The sequence below is a fragment of the Billgrantia pellis genome (genome assembly GCF_008297955.1).
Classification (GTDB): Bacteria; Pseudomonadota; Gammaproteobacteria; order Pseudomonadales; family Halomonadaceae; genus Halomonas; species Halomonas pellis.
Genome location: NZ_VTPY01000005.1, coordinates 458611 through 475028 on the forward strand (window position 1 = coordinate 458611; position 16418 = coordinate 475028).

Annotated in this window: 15 protein-coding genes; 12 read left to right on the forward strand and 3 right to left on the reverse strand. The window is 63.6% G+C overall.

Going from position 1 to position 16418, the window contains the following annotated elements; genetic code table 11:
- The first annotated feature begins 1 nt into the window (after position 1).
- Positions 2-1081 (forward strand): tetratricopeptide repeat protein, encoded by a 1080-nt coding sequence (locus tag F0A17_RS15290; RefSeq protein WP_228716924.1) that lies wholly within the window; start codon positions 2-4, stop codon positions 1079-1081.
- A 34-nt stretch (positions 1082-1115) separates the two neighbouring features.
- Here the strand turns inward: F0A17_RS15290 and xthA are convergent, their stop codons facing one another.
- Both xthA and F0A17_RS15300 read right to left on the reverse strand, forming a co-directional pair.
- The gene (gene xthA, locus F0A17_RS15295) at positions 1116-1946 is read right to left on the reverse strand and encodes an exodeoxyribonuclease III (RefSeq protein ID WP_149329261.1); all 831 of its coding nucleotides are present in this window, start codon (positions 1944-1946) and stop codon (positions 1116-1118) included.
- Positions 1946-2194 carry a hypothetical protein gene (locus F0A17_RS15300; RefSeq protein WP_149329191.1) on the reverse strand — a complete coding sequence of 83 codons (249 nt, stop codon included), beginning with the start codon at positions 2192-2194 and terminating at the stop codon, positions 1946-1948. The genes xthA and F0A17_RS15300 overlap by 1 nt, the downstream gene beginning before the upstream one ends.
- 193 nt (positions 2195-2387) lie before the next feature.
- On the opposite strand from F0A17_RS15300, the gene rhlB reads away from it, so the two are divergent.
- Together rhlB and dinG are read left to right on the forward strand one after the other, a co-directional pair.
- Positions 2388-3662 carry an ATP-dependent RNA helicase RhlB gene (gene rhlB, locus F0A17_RS15305; protein ID WP_149329192.1) on the forward strand — a complete coding sequence of 425 codons (1275 nt, stop codon included), beginning with the start codon at positions 2388-2390 and terminating at the stop codon, positions 3660-3662.
- Positions 3663-3667: 5 nt separating this feature from the next.
- Complete coding sequence (gene dinG / locus F0A17_RS15310; RefSeq protein ID WP_149329193.1) at positions 3668-5812, forward strand: ATP-dependent DNA helicase DinG; 2145 nt, start codon at positions 3668-3670, stop codon at positions 5810-5812.
- Positions 5813-5869: 57 nt separating this feature from the next.
- Here dinG and F0A17_RS15315 read toward each other — a convergent pair whose 3' ends face one another.
- Positions 5870-6946: a 3-deoxy-7-phosphoheptulonate synthase gene (locus F0A17_RS15315; RefSeq protein ID WP_149329194.1), complete on the reverse strand. Its 1077-nt coding sequence runs from the start codon at positions 6944-6946 to the stop codon at positions 5870-5872.
- Between the two features lie 301 nt (positions 6947-7247).
- Here F0A17_RS15315 and rpoE point away from each other — a divergent pair, with 301 nt between their 5' ends.
- The 9 genes from rpoE (at position 7248) to recO (ending at position 16417) form a co-directional block, all read left to right on the forward strand.
- Positions 7248-7853: an RNA polymerase sigma factor RpoE gene (gene rpoE, locus F0A17_RS15320; RefSeq protein ID WP_104205060.1), complete on the forward strand. Its 606-nt coding sequence runs from the start codon at positions 7248-7250 to the stop codon at positions 7851-7853.
- A 176-nt stretch (positions 7854-8029) separates the two neighbouring features.
- A complete protein-coding gene (locus F0A17_RS15325; RefSeq protein WP_149329195.1) occupies positions 8030-8734 on the forward strand; it encodes a sigma-E factor negative regulatory protein in 705 nt (234 codons plus the stop codon).
- A gap of 32 nt (positions 8735-8766) precedes the next feature.
- Positions 8767-9741, forward strand: a complete 975-nt coding sequence (locus F0A17_RS15330; RefSeq protein WP_228716925.1) for a MucB/RseB C-terminal domain-containing protein — start codon at positions 8767-8769, stop codon at positions 9739-9741.
- 113 nt (positions 9742-9854) lie between these two features.
- Positions 9855-11279, forward strand: coding sequence for a DegQ family serine endoprotease (locus tag F0A17_RS15335; protein WP_149329197.1), 1425 nt, complete (start codon positions 9855-9857; stop codon positions 11277-11279).
- Between the two features lie 183 nt (positions 11280-11462).
- A complete protein-coding gene (lepA, locus tag F0A17_RS15340; RefSeq protein ID WP_149329198.1) occupies positions 11463-13280 on the forward strand; it encodes a translation elongation factor 4 in 1818 nt (605 codons plus the stop codon).
- Between the two features lie 16 nt (positions 13281-13296).
- Positions 13297-14100 (forward strand): signal peptidase I, encoded by an 804-nt coding sequence (gene lepB / locus F0A17_RS15345; RefSeq protein ID WP_149329199.1) that lies wholly within the window; start codon positions 13297-13299, stop codon positions 14098-14100.
- Positions 14101-14124: 24 nt separating this feature from the next.
- Positions 14125-14817: a ribonuclease III gene (rnc, locus tag F0A17_RS15350; protein WP_149329200.1), complete on the forward strand. Its 693-nt coding sequence runs from the start codon at positions 14125-14127 to the stop codon at positions 14815-14817.
- Positions 14814-15713, forward strand: a complete 900-nt coding sequence (era, locus tag F0A17_RS15355) for a GTPase Era (RefSeq protein WP_149329201.1) — start codon at positions 14814-14816, stop codon at positions 15711-15713. The genes rnc and era overlap by 4 nt, the downstream gene beginning before the upstream one ends.
- A 2-nt stretch (positions 15714-15715) precedes the next feature.
- Entirely contained in the window at positions 15716-16417 is a 702-nt protein-coding gene (gene recO, locus F0A17_RS15360) for a DNA repair protein RecO (RefSeq protein WP_149329202.1), read from the forward strand.
- Position 16418 lies beyond the last annotated feature (1 nt).

Here is a 16418-nt window from a genome sequence, read left to right on the forward strand (position 1 = left end):
CATGGTGATTCGTGTCGTACTTCGTCTCATGGCGTGTGCCGGTCTGCTGATAGCCGCTTCGGCAGCGGCCCAGGCGCCGGCGCTGTCCGGCGATATCATCGCCGACCTGGAACGACTTCAGCAGGCGTTACGGCAAGGCGAACACGAGCGGGTGGGCGAGCGCGCTCGTGCCCAGGCCCGGCGCTTCGAGGGCGGCAACGCCACCGACCGTTGGGCCAGCGCCCTGTACCGCCAATTGGCGGCAGGAGCCGAGGCGAACACGGGGCGGCACGAGGCGGCGGCTGATCAGTTGCATCTGGCGCGCCAAGTGCAGGAAGCGCCACAGGAGCAGCGCGATCGCTGGCTGCGCGAGGAGGCGAGAATGCGGCTGGCCGCGGGCCAGCGTGAACGGGGTGTGAAGCTGCTGAGCGATTGGCTGCAGCAACATGACGGCGAGCCGGCGGAACGCTGGCGCCTGGCCCACGCATTGGCGAAACTCAAACGCTGGGAGGAGGCGGCGCAGTGGGTAGAACGAGCCCTGGCCGACGATGCCGATCCGGGTGAGCGTCGCCAGGCACTCGCGGTCGCCGTGTTTCAGCGTGCCGGACGGGGCCAGGAGGCTTTGGCGAACCTGGAGGATTCGCTGAACGCACAGGCCGAGCCCGCCGCGTGGCGGCGTGCCGCGGCGCTGGCCCAGGGGATTGGCGAGGCACAGCGGGCCGCGGCGATCTGGGAGGCCGGCTGGCGGCTCGGGGTGTTGTCTGGAGAGGCCGATCTGCGCCAGCGCATCGAGCTACACCTGGCCGCCGGTACGCCGGCCCGGGCAGCCGAATACCTGAAAGCGGCGCTGGACGACGAGGCGCTACCCGATACCCTGGCGAACCGGCGCCTGCTAGCCCGGGCTTGGGAGGAATCCCGCGACCGCAAGCGGGCGCTCGAAGCCTGGCGGGCGGTCGCTCAGCGTAGCGGTGAGGGCGGTGACTGGCAGCGCTTGGGACTGCTGGCTCACGCCTGGGGGCAGGACGAGCTGGCGCAAGAGGCCATGCAGCAAGCGCAACGCCGCGGAGTGGAGATCGATCCGCGTTGGCTCTCGACCCGCTAGGAGGAGCCTTCCAGGCGGGCGAGGCCATAAGATCTTAGATGTCGAAATCGGTCCACACCGGGGCGTGGTCCGAGGGCCGCTCCATGGCGCGCGTTGCGTATTCGATGCCGGCACCCCGCACGCGCTCGGCCAGGGCTGGGGTCACCAGGATATGATCGATGCGCAGGCCCCGCCTGGGGTCGCGCTCGAAGCCGCGCGAGCGATAGTCGAACCAACTGAAACGATCGTCCGTGTCCGGATAGAGGACCCGGTAGCTGTCGGTCAGGCCCCAGTCCTTCAGGTTGCCGAGCCACTGCCTCTCGATCGGCTGGAAGCTGGTCTTGCCCTCGCGCAACCAGCGCTTGCGGTTGGCCTCGCCGATCCCGATGTCGATGTCTTCCGGCGAGATATTGAAGTCACCCATGACCACCAGTCGCTCCTCGGGGCGATGCCGCTCCTTCAACATTCCGGTCAGGCGTGCATAGAAGTCCCGCTTGTTGGGAAACTTGGTCGGGTGGTCGATGTTCTCCCCCTGCGGGAAGTAGCCGTTCCACACCGTCAACGCCTGACCGTCTGCCGTGCGCAGGCGCGCGCCGATCAGGCGGCGCTGGGACTCTTCACCATCGTCGGGAAGTCCGAAGAACACCGCTTCAGGGCCTTCGGGGCAGAGCGTCTGGTGACACATCAGAGCAACGCCGTAGTGCCCCTTCTGGCCGTGAAAGTGCACGTGATAGCCCATCGCCTGTACCGCTTCGCAGGGGAACTCGCTGTCGTGAACCTTGGTTTCCTGCAGTCCGATCACCAGCGGACGATGCGTGGTAATCAGTGCTTCGAGCTGATGCAGCCGGGCGCGCACTCCGTTGATATTGAACGACACCAGACGTATCACTCGCCGCGCTCCTCATTGTTCTCTTCGTCGCTTCGGGGATGGATGGCGATATTCACCGCCTGTTCCTGACGCGCCAACTTGCGCGCTGCCTGCAGCTTGCGCTGCTGGCGTTTCTTCTGGATGAAGCGTCGCGACGAGGTCACCTGGTCGGGATTCTCGTGACGCCACTTCTTGTAATCCTTGCGCTTGCCGGTGCGGATGGTCACCTTGTCGGCCAGCGAGCGTGTCTTCTTGCGGCGTGTCATCAGGCCTGGCTCCATGAAGGTCGTTGGCAGCATGAAGGGGCATTCTACCAGTCCGTTGCAAGGGACGCGCCCTCGGCGCCATTGGCTGGTACAATACGCGGCTGTAAGAAGTTCAGGAAACGCTGACCGAATCGACGAGCGAGTTGAAGCGCAGCGTTTCTTCACCCATTGCTACGGACAAGACACACAGCTTATGAGCGAGTCGGAACAGACCACAGCCCCGGCCGAGAACCGCAAGCCCAAGCGTCGTCGTCGCAAGCCGCGTCGCCGCCAGTCGAACTGGGATCTGCGCCAGTTTCAGGTGCCTGCCGTGGCGGGCAAGTGGCGTTTTCACGACTTTGACCTGCCGCTGCCCCTGATGCGCGCCATTCATGCATTGGGCTTCGAGTATTGCACGCCGATTCAGGCCGAGGCGTTGACCCACACTCTGCTGGGCGGCGACGTGGTAGGCAAGGCGCAGACCGGCACCGGCAAGACGGCGGCGTTCCTGATATCGATCCTGGCCTATTTTCTCGAAGAGGAGGCGCCGGATGGCCAGAAGCCCGGCGCACCGCGTGCCCTGATCGTGGCCCCGACCCGCGAACTCGCGTTGCAGATCGAGAAGGACGCCAAGGCACTGGCACGCTTCACCGACCTCAATGTCGCCAGCGTAGTGGGTGGCATGGACTATCAGAAGCAGCGCGAACACCTGGGCAAGAAACTCGACATCCTGGTGGCGACACCCGGACGATTGCTCGACTTCCACGAGAAGCGCGACGTCGATCTCTCCCAGATCGAGATTCTAGTGCTCGACGAGGCCGACCGCATGCTGTCGATGGGCTTCATTCCCGACGTCAAGCGCATCATCCGGCATACGCCGAAGAAGGAGGAGCGCCAGACCTTCCTGTTCTCGGCAACGTTCTCGCAGGACATTCTCAACCTGGCCAGCCAATGGACTCACCAGCCGACTCACGTCGAGATCGAAGTCACGGTGGACAACAAGGCCAACATCGATCAGCGCGTCTACATGGTCAGCGACGACGACAAGCCGCGCCTGTTGGTCAACTTGCTCAAGCAGGAGAGCTTCGACCGGGTGATGGTGTTCGGCAACCGGCGTGACCTGGTGCGCAAGCTGGAGAGCCTGCTCAAGAAGGCCGACATCAATGTGGCGATGCTCTCCGGCGACGTGCCGCAGAATCAGCGCATCAAGACGCTGGAGCGTTTTCGAGAGGGCGAGGTGCAGGTACTGGTGGCGACCGATGTGGCCGGCCGCGGCATTCATATCGAAGATGTCAGCCACGTGATCAATTACACCCTGCCCGAGGATCCGGAGGATTACGTGCATCGTATCGGCCGTACCGGTCGCGCTGGGGCTGCCGGGGTGTCGATCAGCTTCGTCGGAGAGGAGGATGCCTTCTCGCTGCCGGAAATCGAGCGCTACATTCAGGACAAGCTGCCCTGCGTGCATCCGCCCGAAGGACTGCTGTAACGGTCATGCTGGACGAGGCCCTGAAGGGTGAGATACAGGCCGCCTATCGCCGCGTGCTGGAGGCCCAGGGGCTGACGCCACGCTACGGCCAGCGACTGATGATCGCCGAGATCGCCCGCACGCTCAGCGCCATCGAGGTCGACGAGGCCGGCCGGCGGCTCTCCGACGAGCACGTCTGCGTGCTCGAGGCGGGCACAGGTACCGGCAAGACCCTGGCCTACCTGCTTGCAGCGCTGCCGGTGGCCAAGGCCAAGGGCAAGCGCCTGGTTATCGCCACAGCGACCATTGCTCTGCAGGAACAGGTGCTGCTGCAGGACCTGCCCACCCTCAAGGCCCACAGCGGGCTCGACTTCGACTACGCCCTGGCCAAGGGGCGCGGACGCTACGTCTGCCTGACACGCCTGGAGCAGGCGCTCGATGGCGTCGAGGACAACCCGACCCTGTCGCTTTTTGAGCAGAGCCTGGCCCAGGGCGCCGGCGATCATTTCCTGGCACTGGTGCAGGAGATGGCCGACGCCTACGGCAGCGGTCGCTGGCAAGGGGATCGCGAGAGCTGGCCGGCAGCCATCGAGGATACCGATTGGCGGCGCCTGACCATCGATCACCGTCAGTGTACCAACCGCCGCTGCGGCCACTTCGGGGCTTGTGCCTTCTTCCGCGCCCGCCGCGACCTCGAGAACGCCGACATCATCGTAGCCAATCACGACCTGGTGCTGGCCGACCTGTCGCTGGGCGGCGGCGTGGTGCTGCCGCCTCCCGGCGATTGCATCTACGTCTTCGATGAAGGCCATCATCTTCCGGACAAGGCGCTGACCCACTTCGCCCACCGGGTGGGCGTCAACGGCACGCTGCGCTGGCTGGGCAATCTGAAGAAATCGCTGGCCGAGCTGAATCAGGCGCTGGCCATTCAGCCAACCCTGGCGCGGCTGCTGGCCAGTCTGCCGGAAAACATCGCGGCACTCGAGCCGCGCCTGGGCGAGGCGTTTTCGCTGGGGCATCAACTGGCGGGGCGTGTCCACGGATTGGAGGAGGGCGAGGAGAGCCACCAGTATCGCTTCGAGATGGGCCGAGTGCCCGATGCTCTATGCGAGCACGCCGGCCATTTGTTGGTGGGCTTCGCCGAACTCTCGCGTACGCTCGAAACCATGAGCGATATCCTGCGCGAGAGCCTCGACCCCGATAAGCACACCGGGCTCGAGCGCGAGCAGGCCGAGGCGTGGCTGCCGCTGCTGGCGCTATTGCATGGGCGGGCACTGGAGGCACATGGTCTGTGGGAGGCGTATGCCGAGATCGATAGGGACGGTGAGGCGCCGCGGGCGCGCTGGCTGACGCTCGAGCGCTTCGGCGCCGATCCCGAACTGACCTTCTCGGCGAGCCCCGTGTCGGCCGCGCCGACCCTGGCCAGGAGCCTGTGGGGGAGCTGCTTCGGTGCCGTGGTGACCTCGGCCACGCTCACCGCGCTGGGTCGTTTCGAGCGCCTGCAGGAGCGGGCCGGGCTCGCTAATCGCTACCGCTACCAGCGTCTGCCGAGCCCCTTCGACTACTCCCGCGCGGTGCTCAGCGTGCCGCGTCTGGCCGCCGATCCCGGCAATCGCGACGCCCACGAGCGCGCCATCGTCGATTTCGTCACCGAACTGGGTGACAAGGAAGCGGTGCTGATGCTGTTTTCGTCGCGGGCCCAACTGCGTGCGGTGGAGAAGACGCTGCCGGCGAAGTGGCGCGAGCGGGTGTTGGCACAGGATCGGCTACCTAAGCGCGAACTGATCGAGCGCCATCGAGCGCGAGTGGATGCCGGGGAGGGCAGTATCATCTTCGGCCTGGCGAGCTTCGCCGAAGGCATCGACCTGCCGGGCGACTACCTGACCCATGTGGTGATCACCCGGCTGCCGTTTGCCGTACCCGACGATCCCGTCGGCGCGACGCTTGCTGAGTGGATCGAGAGTCGGGGCGGCAACCCCTTCATGCGCATCAGCGTGCCCGACGCCTCGATCAAGCTGGTGCAGGCCTGCGGCCGGCTGATCCGCAAGGAGGCCGACCAGGGGCGCATCACGCTGCTCGACCGCCGCGTGCTCACCCGTCGCTACGGTCGGGCGCTGCTCGATGCGCTGCCTCCCTTCCGGCGCGAGATCGACGGTTTCGAGACTTCCTGAGCGGCATGAGCGCAGCAGGCCCGTTCCGGCGGGCCTGCCGATGAGGGATGCGTCGGTTCAGCTCGCCTGGCGCTGTTCGAGTAACGGCATGAGTTTGCGGGCCATGCGTGTCATGACCTCCTCGGTGGTAGGCCAGTCGATGCAGGCATCGGTGACTGAGACGCCGTACTGCATCTGGCTGTGATCGTCGAGAATCTTCTGGCTGCCCCAGCCAAGATTGGATTCAACCATCAGCCCCATGATCGAGCGATTGCCCTCGAGGATCTGGTGGGTGACGTTCTCCATCACCAGCGGCTGCAGCGCCGGGTCCTTGTTGGAATTGGCATGGGAGCAGTCGATCATGATGTTGGGCTTCACCCCCGCCTTGCGCAGCTCCTGCTCGGCGAGCGCGACGCTGACGCTGTCGTAGTTGGGCTTGCCGTTGCCCCCACGCAGCACCACGTGAGCATAAGCGTTGCCGCGGGTACGAATGATCGCCACTTGGCCGCTCTGGTTGATGCCCAGGAAATTGTGAGGATGCGAGACCGACTGCAAGGCGTTGATCGCCACATCCAGGCTGCCGTCGGTGCCGTTCTTGAAACCGACGGGGCTGGACAGGCCCGAAGACATTTCGCGATGCGTCTGGGATTCGGTGGTGCGTGCGCCGATCGCCGACCAGCTGATACAGTCCTGCAGATATTGGGGGGAAATGGGATCGAGGGCTTCGGTGGCCAGCGGTAGACCGAGCTCGGACAGCTCCACCAGCAGCCGTCTCGCGATGTGCAAACCTTCCTCGATCTCGAACGAACCGTTCAGGTGAGGGTCGTTGATCAGGCCCTTCCAGCCAACCGTCGTGCGGGGCTTCTCGAAGTAGACGCGCATCACGATGTAGAGACTTTCCTTGACTTCATCAGCCAAGCGACGCAATCGGCGGGCGTAATCGAGAGCGGCATTCACGTCATGGATCGAGCAAGGGCCAACCACCACCAGCAGGCGCGGGTCGCTTCCGTCGAGAATGTTCTGGATCGTCCGGCGGCCCTCGATCACCATCCTCTCGGCGGTTTCGGTCAAGGGAATTTCATTCTTGAGCGCTTGAGGCGTGATCAGGACGTCCTGGGACAGAACGTTGAGGTTGCTGACCTGCTGATCTGACATGTTGCTACCTGTGTCGTGATGCGTTGAAGGCAAGTGGGAGAACTACTATACACCCGCCGAGGAGGAAAACCGCAATCGCAACGGAACCCGACGTTGGCGCGCTTGTCACAGCGCCGGCGCATGGCGGCCGGCTTGATGCGCGGCCAAGAAACAGGAACACTTGCTTCAACGAAAGACGAATTCGTCCAGGGACTTTCAGCGGCCAAACTGGCTCCAGGTTGATACCATGCATGCAGACTCCGTTACGACGCTTCCGTTACGCCCGTCCTGTCAGGGCAGCTCCCGGCCAGGGGGCATGTGAATGGGCAACCGGGAAACCGATCAACAGCTCGTCGAGCGCGCGCAGAAGGGCGATACACGAGCCTTCGACCTGCTGGTAAAGAAATATCAGCACAAGATCATCGGGCTGATCGGTCGCTATATCCAGGATCACGCCGAGGTGCAGGATGTGGCTCAGGAGGCCTTCATCAAGGCCTACCGGGCGCTGGGCAACTTTCGGTCCGAGAGCGCCTTCTATACCTGGATGTACCGCATCGCCATCAATACCGCAAAGAATCATCTGGTATCGAAGGGGCGCAGACCGCCGGGCAGCGATCTCGATATCGTCGATGCCGAGATCCTCGATCACAGCGGCCGGCTCGCCGATATCGAGACGCCGGAGTCTTCGCTGGCACGCGACCAACTCGAGGCAGCGGTATTCGAGGCGATCGAGAACCTGCCCGACGACCTGCGTACGGCCATTACTCTGCGCGAACTCGACGGACTTTCGTACGAGGATATCGCCAATATCATGCAATGTCCGGTGGGGACGGTACGCTCGCGTATCTTCCGTGCCAGGGAGGCAGTCGATCAACACATTCAGCCACTGGTGACCACCGCCAGGACGCGGGAATCGGTGACCGAATGATTTTTTTCACGGGTTTTCGCCTCTTCGCTGAACTGTCTCGCGTCGATGGCGTCTGAAGCATTGACCGTCGCTTGGCGACGGCTATATGGGCTGCCGGTATCCCAGACGAAGGTGTTCGGGATGCCGAAATCATTGGTTGCAAGGCGGGGTGCCTTGACAATGTGGGGGTGTGAGGAATGAGTCAGAATGCACGGGAGTCGCTTTCTGCCCTGATGGACGGCGAAGGTGATGATCTCGAGCTGCGTCGAGTGCTCAAGTCTCTCGAGGACGAGCCGGACGCAGCCGACGCATGGCGACGCTATCACTTGATGCGCAGCCTGATGCGGCGGGATCATGACATCGATGTCAGCATGGATATCTCGGCCGGCATCATGGCCCGGCTGGAGCAGGAGCCGGTTCCGCTTCGGGAAGAGACGCCTTTCGTATCGCGGCGCACCCAGCCCTTCGCCCGCAGCGCCGGCATCGCTGCTGCCGTCACCCTGATGGTGATTACCGGCGTACAGTTTTACAGTGGCAGCGATTTCACACGCAGTAGCGGCAGCGGTACGGAGCTTGCCGAGAGCGAGTCACCGTCATCCGTCGGGCAGTCGCAGCCCAGCCTGGTCTCGCGCGTCGGCGTCCAGGCTTCGCCGGTCGGCATGCCCCTCTTCTCGCCAGCCGCTTCTTCGAGTGCTCAGTCCGGCGCCATGCCCGTCGGCGTGGGCGCTGACAGGCCGCTTTTCCTGACGCCGAATCCGCGCCAGTCGCATACCGATCAGGAACAGGCACGACTGCTGCAATCCTATCTCGACCGTCACGCCGAGGGCACCACCTACCGCAGCGGCGATGCATGGATGCCCTTGTTACGTGCTTCGGGTAGCGAGACGCTGGGGCAACGCTGATGCCGGGCAGGCGTAGCGCAAGACGCCTGGCCGTGCTGAGTAGCCTCGCACTCCTGGCGTACCAGTTACCTGCCGGTGCCGAGCCGGCGGTCTTTTCGGAATCGAATCCCGAGCGATTCGATTGCCGTCAATTGGCCGATTGGGACATGCCCGACTCGGCGCTGGAATGGTTCGAGCGCAGCCTCTGGGCCAGCCATTGCCACGTCTTCCAGGCACGTGCGGTTCGCATCGGTATCGATGGCGTCCGCACCCTGGCGCTATCCCACGACATCCGCGACGGCATCGAGCGGGAAGTCGCGCGGTTTCTTGACGGACCGTCGGTCTTTTTCGAGCGTCACGGCCGTATCGGGCGCATGACCTGGGCCGATAGCGAGGACGACGCTCCCGCGTCGCCGGCGGGCATCTCCCGTCATATTGACCGTTACTATCGCCTGAGCATGGGCAATGACGAGCGCATTGCCAATCGCAGTGCGGTTCGCCTGGACATCGAGCCGCTCGATGGCATGCGCTTTGGGCAGCGTCTCTGGCTAGACGCCGAAACGGCGCTGCCGCTCAAGCGCGAACTGATCGACGATCGCGGTCGGGTGGTCGAGACCTTCCAGCTCACCGAGTTGCAGCCGCCACAGCTGCACGAGGGCGGCGTGGTGCTGGACGATCGACGAGCGCCGCCACGTCAGGCGTGGCAACCCGGCTGGCTGCCGGAAGGCTTCATCGACCAGCCGGTGGATACCGATGTGGAGCAGCACGACGATACGGTCGCGCATCGCATTTACAGTGACGGCCTCTCTACGCTCAGCCTTTTCGTCGAACCCATCGAAGAGGGGCGTGAGCGGCTCATTCCCGGCCTCCATCGTTTGGGGATTTCACTCGCCGTGGTGCGGCATGTCGCCTCCTCGGACCAGGCCATGCAGGTGGTGGTCATGGGAGAGCTGCCGCCACGAGTGCTGGTTCAGGTCGCCGACAATCTCGTCTGGAACGGGGCGTCGGCAGACGAAGAAGAAGGCTAGCGTGCCCTGACGCACTTGGGTTCGCACTGCTGGACGCCTTGAAAGCGTAGGTGGTATGCCTCAGAAATCGTTTGTGATGCAAATAATCGATGTACGCTGATGCAGGAGCTCATATGAAGCCAATGATGCGACACGTTTCCCTTTGGGCGTTTCTCTTGGCCTTGTTCGTTTCCAGCCAAGCGGCGCTCGCTCGGGAGCTGCCCGACTTCACGGGGCTAGTGAAGGAAGCCGCTCCCGGAGTGGTCAACATCTCGTCCACGCGCGTCGTGCCGGGAAGAGATCAGGCCTTTCACGGGTTCGGTGGCCAGGAAATACCGGAGATATTCCGGCATTTCTTTGGCGACCGTCTTCCCATGCCCCCGGGGGGCGAGCCCGGCCCCGGGCGTGATCAGGAGCGCCAATCGCTGGGCTCCGGGTTCGTCATCAGCGAAGACGGGTATGTTCTGACCAATGCCCACGTGGTCGAGGGCGCCGATGAAATTCTCGTACGCCTCAACGATCGTCGCGAACTCGCGGCCGAGCTGGTGGGGGCTGACACCCAGACCGATGTGGCGCTGCTCAAGGTTGAGGCCGAGGGATTGCCCACCCTGCGGATGGGGGATTCCGATACGCTGCAAGTCGGTGAATGGGTGGCCGCCATCGGGTCGCCGTTCGGCTTCGAGCACTCCGTGACCGCCGGTATCATCAGTGCCATCAACCGCACGCTGCCACGCGACGCCTACGTGCCGTTCATCCAGACCGACGTGGCCATCAATCCCGGCAATTCCGGCGGCCCCCTGTTCAATCTGGACGGCGAAGTGGTGGGGATCAACTCGCAGATCTTCACCCGTAGCGGTGGCTTCATGGGGCTGTCGTTCGCCATCCCTATCAACGTGGCCATGGATGTCGCCAACCAACTGCGCGAAGACGGTCGCGTGCACCGCGGCTGGCTGGGCGTGATGATTCAGCCGGTCTCACGCGATCTGGCCGAGTCGTTCGGCATGGATAGCCCCAGCGGTGCCCTGATCGCCGATCTCGACCCGGAAGGCCCGGCGGCTCGCGCCGGTCTGCAGGCGGGTGACATCGTGCTCGAGGTCGATGGGGAAGAGGTCGAGCGTTCGCGCAACCTGCCACGCCTGATCGGCAGGGTAACCCCGGGGGAGGAAGCCGAGCTGACCATCCTGCGCGACGGCGAGCGTCAGAGCCTCGAGGTGACCATCGGCGATTGGCCCGACAGCGAGACCGGCGGAGGCGAGAAAAATGGTGGCAATTCCCAAGCGCGGTTGGGTATTGCCGTAGCCGAACTCGGGAAGGAGGAACTTAGCCGTCTGGGGCTCGATTCGGGCGTTATGGTGCGTGAGGTCGATCCCGGCGGCGCTGCCGCCGAAGCCGGCATACGGCCCGGTGACGTTATCGTCAGTGTCGATCACCGGGCCGTGGAGAGTGGCGCCCAGCTACGTGAGCTGATCGAATCGATGCCTACCGATCGCGCGGTGCCGGTACGGCTCTACCGTGAGGGGCGCTCGCTGTTCGTGGCGCTGAGACTCGCGCGCGGCTGACCGATTCGAGCGCTCTTCCTTCGACGCCTCCCGCCACGCCGGGAGGCGTCGTCGTATGCGTGTCGTACGGCTGCGCTGTCCAACCCTCTATCATGCCGGTACAATACCGCCATCTTCTTGCACGCCCGACCTCAGTTGCTTCTTCAAACATGGCCGGGGCGTGTGCACGAACCGGATCTCCTCATGTCTGAAGCCGAAAAAAGCAGCAAGCTGAGAAATATACGAAATTTCTCTATCATCGCGCACATCGACCATGGTAAGTCCACGCTTGCCGATCGCCTGATCCAAAGTTGCGGTGGACTGACCGAGCGCGAACTGAAGGAACAGGTGCTCGACTCGATGGACCTCGAGCGTGAGCGCGGCATTACCATCAAGGCGCAGTCGGTGACGTTGGATTATCATGCCCAGGACGGCAACACCTACCAGCTCAATTTCATCGATACCCCCGGTCACGTGGACTTCTCTTACGAGGTTTCGCGTTCGCTCTACGCCTGCGAAGGGGCCTTGCTGGTCGTGGACGCCGCACAGGGCGTCGAGGCGCAATCGGTAGCGAACTGCTACACCGCCATCGAACAAGGGCTCGAGGTGCTGCCGGTACTCAACAAGATGGACCTGCCTCAGGCCGATCCGGACAAGGTATCCCACGAGATCGAGGAGATCATCGGGCTGGACGCCACCGATGCCTGCCAGGTGTCGGCCAAGAGCGGACTCGGCATCGATGCGCTGCTCGAGCGTCTGGTGCGCGACATTCCGCCGCCCAAGGGCGATCCGGCAGCACCGCTGCAGGCGCTGATCATCGACTCCTGGTTCGACAACTATCTCGGTGTCGTCTCGCTGGTGCGCATCTTCGATGGCACGTTGAAAAAGGGCGAGAAGATTCGCATCAAGTCCACGGGGCGCGACTGGCAGGCCAACGAGGTGGGCATCTTCACGCCGCTGCGGAAGGAGACCAACATCCTGCGCGCCGGTGAAGTGGGCTTCGTGGTGGCCGGCATCAAGGACATCCACGGCGCGCCGGTAGGCGACACCATCACCCACGCCAAGACGCCCGACGTGCCGCGCCTTCCCGGTTTCCAGAAGGTCAAGCCGCAAGTCTATGCCGGCATGTTCCCGGTCAGTGCCGATGACTACGAGGATTTCCGCGACGCGCTGGAGAAGTTGGCGCTCAACGACGCTTCGCTGGAGTACGAGCCCGAGAATTCCGATGCCCTCGGTTTCGGTTTTCGCGTTGGCTTCCTCGGCACGCTGCACATGGAGATCATCCAGGAGCGTCTCGAGCGCGAATACGACCTGGATCTGCTCACCACGGCGCCCACCGTGGTCTATGAGCTGGCGATGAAGAACGGCGATACCCATTATGTCTCCAACCCTTCCAAGCTGCCCGACATGGCCGACGTGGAAGAGATGCGCGAGCCGATCGTGCGTGCCAGTATCCTGGTGCCGCAGGAGTTCGTCGGCAACGTGATCATGGAGTGCGAGAACCGTCGCGGCAATCAGCTCGACATGCAGTTCTTGGGTAGCCAGATCCAGCTCACTTATGAGCTGCCCATGTCCGAAGTGGTGATGGATTTCTTCGACCGCCTCAAGTCCATTTCCAAGGGCTATGCCTCGCTGGACTACAATTTCGAGCGCTTCGAGGCGGCCAAACTGGTGCGCCTGGACGTGTTGATCAACGGCGACCGGGTCGACGCCCTGGCGGTGATCATCCATCGCGATCACGCCCACTCGCGCGGTCGCGTGCTGGTCGAGAAGATGAAGGAGCTGATCCCGCGTCAGATGTTCGACGTGGCGATCCAGGCGGCCATTGGCGGCCAGGTGGTGGCGCGCTCCACGGTCAAGGCGCTGCGCAAGAACGTCACCGCGAAGTGCTATGGTGGCGACGTGACGCGCAAGAAGAAGCTGCTCGAGAAGCAGAAAGCGGGCAAGAAACGCATGAAACAGGTCGGTCGGGTGGAGATTCCCCAGGACGCCTTCCTGGCCGTGCTCAAGGTGAACGACTAGGATCGGCGACACTATTATGGATTTCTCTCTCCTGTTGGTGGTGGCCGTCGCCATCACCGGTTTGATCTGGCTGCTCGATATCGTCTGGTGGCGCCCGGCTCGCCGCCGGAAACTCGCCAATGTCGAGGTGGGCACCACCGAAGGGTTGGATGACGCCGCCCGTGAGCGTGCCATGAAGGACCCCTGGCCGGTCGACTATGCGCGCTCCTTCTTTCCGGTGCTGCTGGTCGTGCTGTTGTTGCGGAGTTTTCTGGTGGAGCCGTTCCAGATCCCTTCGGGCTCGATGCGTCCCACGCTCGAAGTGGGGGATTTCATTCTGGTCAACAAGTATGCCTATGGCCTGCGTCTGCCGGTTACGCACGATCGCATCATCGAAGTGGGCGAGCCACAGCGCGGTGATGTCATGGTGTTTCGCTTCCCCAGCGAGCCCTCGGTGAACTTCATCAAGCGTGTGGTGGGCCTGCCGGGCGATACGCTGCGCTACGAGGGCAAGCAGTTATATGTCAATGGCGAGCCGGTGCCCAAGCGCCTGTTGGACGAGGCGCCTCCCTCGGCGCCTGGCGAGTGGCTGCTCGAGGAGCAACTGGGCGAGACCAGTCATCGAATCTACAATAACCCCCGTGACCCCGGCCCTCGGGTACGTGAAGTGGTTGTTCCCGAAGGACACTATTTCACCATGGGCGACAATCGCGACCACTCCAACGACAGCCGCTATTGGGGCTTCGTGCCGGAGGAGAACGTCGTCGGCCGAGCGTTTGCCGTGTGGATGCACTGGGATGGCGGCCTGCCGAGCTTCACCCAGATCCGCCGCATCCATTGATGGACCAGAACCAACAGGAATTTCGTGAGCAAATCCCTTACCGCCTTCAGTCGCCGCATTGGCCATACCTTCCGCGATAATGCCTTGCTGGAACTGGCCATGACTCATCGTAGCTACGGGGGCCAGAACAACGAACGCCTGGAATTCCTGGGCGATTCCATCGTCAACTTCGTTATCGCCGAGGCGCTCTACGAGCGCTTTCCCCAGGCACGCGAAGGACAGCTTTCGCGCTTGCGCGCCCGCCTGGTACGCGGCCAGACGCTGGCCGAGCTGGCTCGCGAGATGGCCTTTGGCGAATGCCTGCGCCTGGGCTCCGGTGAGATGAAGAGCGGGGGGCATCGCCGCGACTCTATCCTGGCCGATGCCGTCGAGGCCGTGCTTGGGGCAATTTACCTGGATGCCGGCATGGACGTGGCCCGGGCCCGCGTGCTGGCCTGGTACGCCGAGCGGCTGGCGTCCATCGACCTGCAGGACACGCAGAAGGATCCCAAGACCCGGCTTCAGGAGTTCCTGCAATCGCGCCAGTCGCCGCTGCCGCGCTACGAAGTGGTGACGGTGGAAGGGGAGGCCCACGACCAGACCTTTACCGTGGAGTGCCACGTCGAGTTGCTCGATTCGCATACCCTGGGCACCGGGTCCAGTCGTCGCCACGCCGAACAGCAGGCCGCCGAGTTGGCGTTGGCACGGCTCGACCTTCGCGGAGGAGGCAGCTCATGAGCGAAACCTGTGGCTTCGTGGCGATCGTGGGGCGCCCGAACGTGGGCAAATCGACCCTGATGAACCGCGTCCTGGGACAGAAGATATCGATCACCTCGCGGCGGCCCCAAACCACGCGACACCAGGTCATGGGCATCAAGACAGTGAACGAGGCGCAGTTCATCTACGTAGACACCCCGGGCATTCATATCCTGGGTCGTGACCGCAACAAGGCGATCAACCGCTTCATGAATCAGGCGGCTACCCAGGCGCTGCGCGATGTCGACTGCGTCGTCTTCATCATCGACCGTACCCGCTGGACCGAAGAGGACCAGATAGTGTTGCAGCGCCTGGAACACGTCGAGGCGCCAGTGATCCTGGCCGTCAATAAGGTCGATCGGCTCGAGGACAAGAGCACGCTGTTGCCCTGGCTCGCCGAGGTCGGGGCGAGGCGTGAGTTTGCGGCCATCATTCCCCTCTCCGCCAAGCACGGTACCAACGTGCCGGAGCTGGAAGCGGAAGTCGCCAAGCACCTGCCCGAAGGTATCCACCATTTCCCCGACGATCAGATCACCGACAGGAGCCAGCGTTTTCTGGCCGCCGAGCTGGTACGCGAGAAGATCATGCGTCAGCTCGGCGACGAGTTGCCCTACCAAGTGACGGTCGAAATCGAGGAGTTCCGCGATGAGGGCAAGATCGTGTACATCAGTGCGCTGATCCTGGTGGAGCGCGCCGGGCAGAAAAAGATTCTCATCGGCGACAAGGGCGAGCGGATCAAGAGCATCGGTCGTGAGGCGCGCCTCGACATGGAGCGAGCATTGGATGCCAAGGTGATGCTCAACCTGTGGGTCAAGGTGAAGCGAGGCTGGTCGGATGACGAGAGGGCACTGAAAAGCCTCGGCTACGATCTTGATTGACCATGCAGCCGCAACCGGCCTTTCTCCTGCATAAGCGTCCCTATCGCGAAACCAGTGCGCTGGTCGAGCTGTTTACCCTCGAGCATGGTCGCGTGCGCGCAGTGGCTCAGGGCGTGCAGCGCCCCGGCTCGCGCTCGCGAGGGCGGTTGCAACCCTTCGCCCCGCTTCACGTGACTTGGGTGGGAGAGGGGGAGCTCAAGCGTCTGCGCCTGATGGAGAGCCGTGGCGCGGCAGCGCTGCTGGTGGGGGAGGGGCTGCTTTGCGGGCTCTATGCCAACGAGCTACTGACGCGAACACTGCCGGTAGAGCTGCCGACGCCGGAGGTGTTTGCCTACTATACGGCCCTGCTCGAGGCGTTGCCGCGTCCCGAGGGACGAGCCACGGCACTGCGGCGTCTGGAGTTCGCCCTGCTCGACGCGCTGGATGCTGCGCCGCGTTACACCACGCCTGATGGCGGCGAACTCGATCCCCAGGGCCGTTACCGTTTCGATACCGCATCGCGGGCCTTCGTGCGCGGCGAGCCCGGGCTGGATGGGCGCACCCTACGCTTGCTGGCCGGCGGTGACTGGGGGATGCCGGGTCTCGCCGGCCCGGCCAAGGCGGTAGCGCGCGCGGCATTGGCGCCATTGCTGGGGACGCGCCCGCTGCGCTCGCGCGAACTGATGCGTCAACTTGCCGAGCGGCGCCGTTCCCCCTCACACTGAA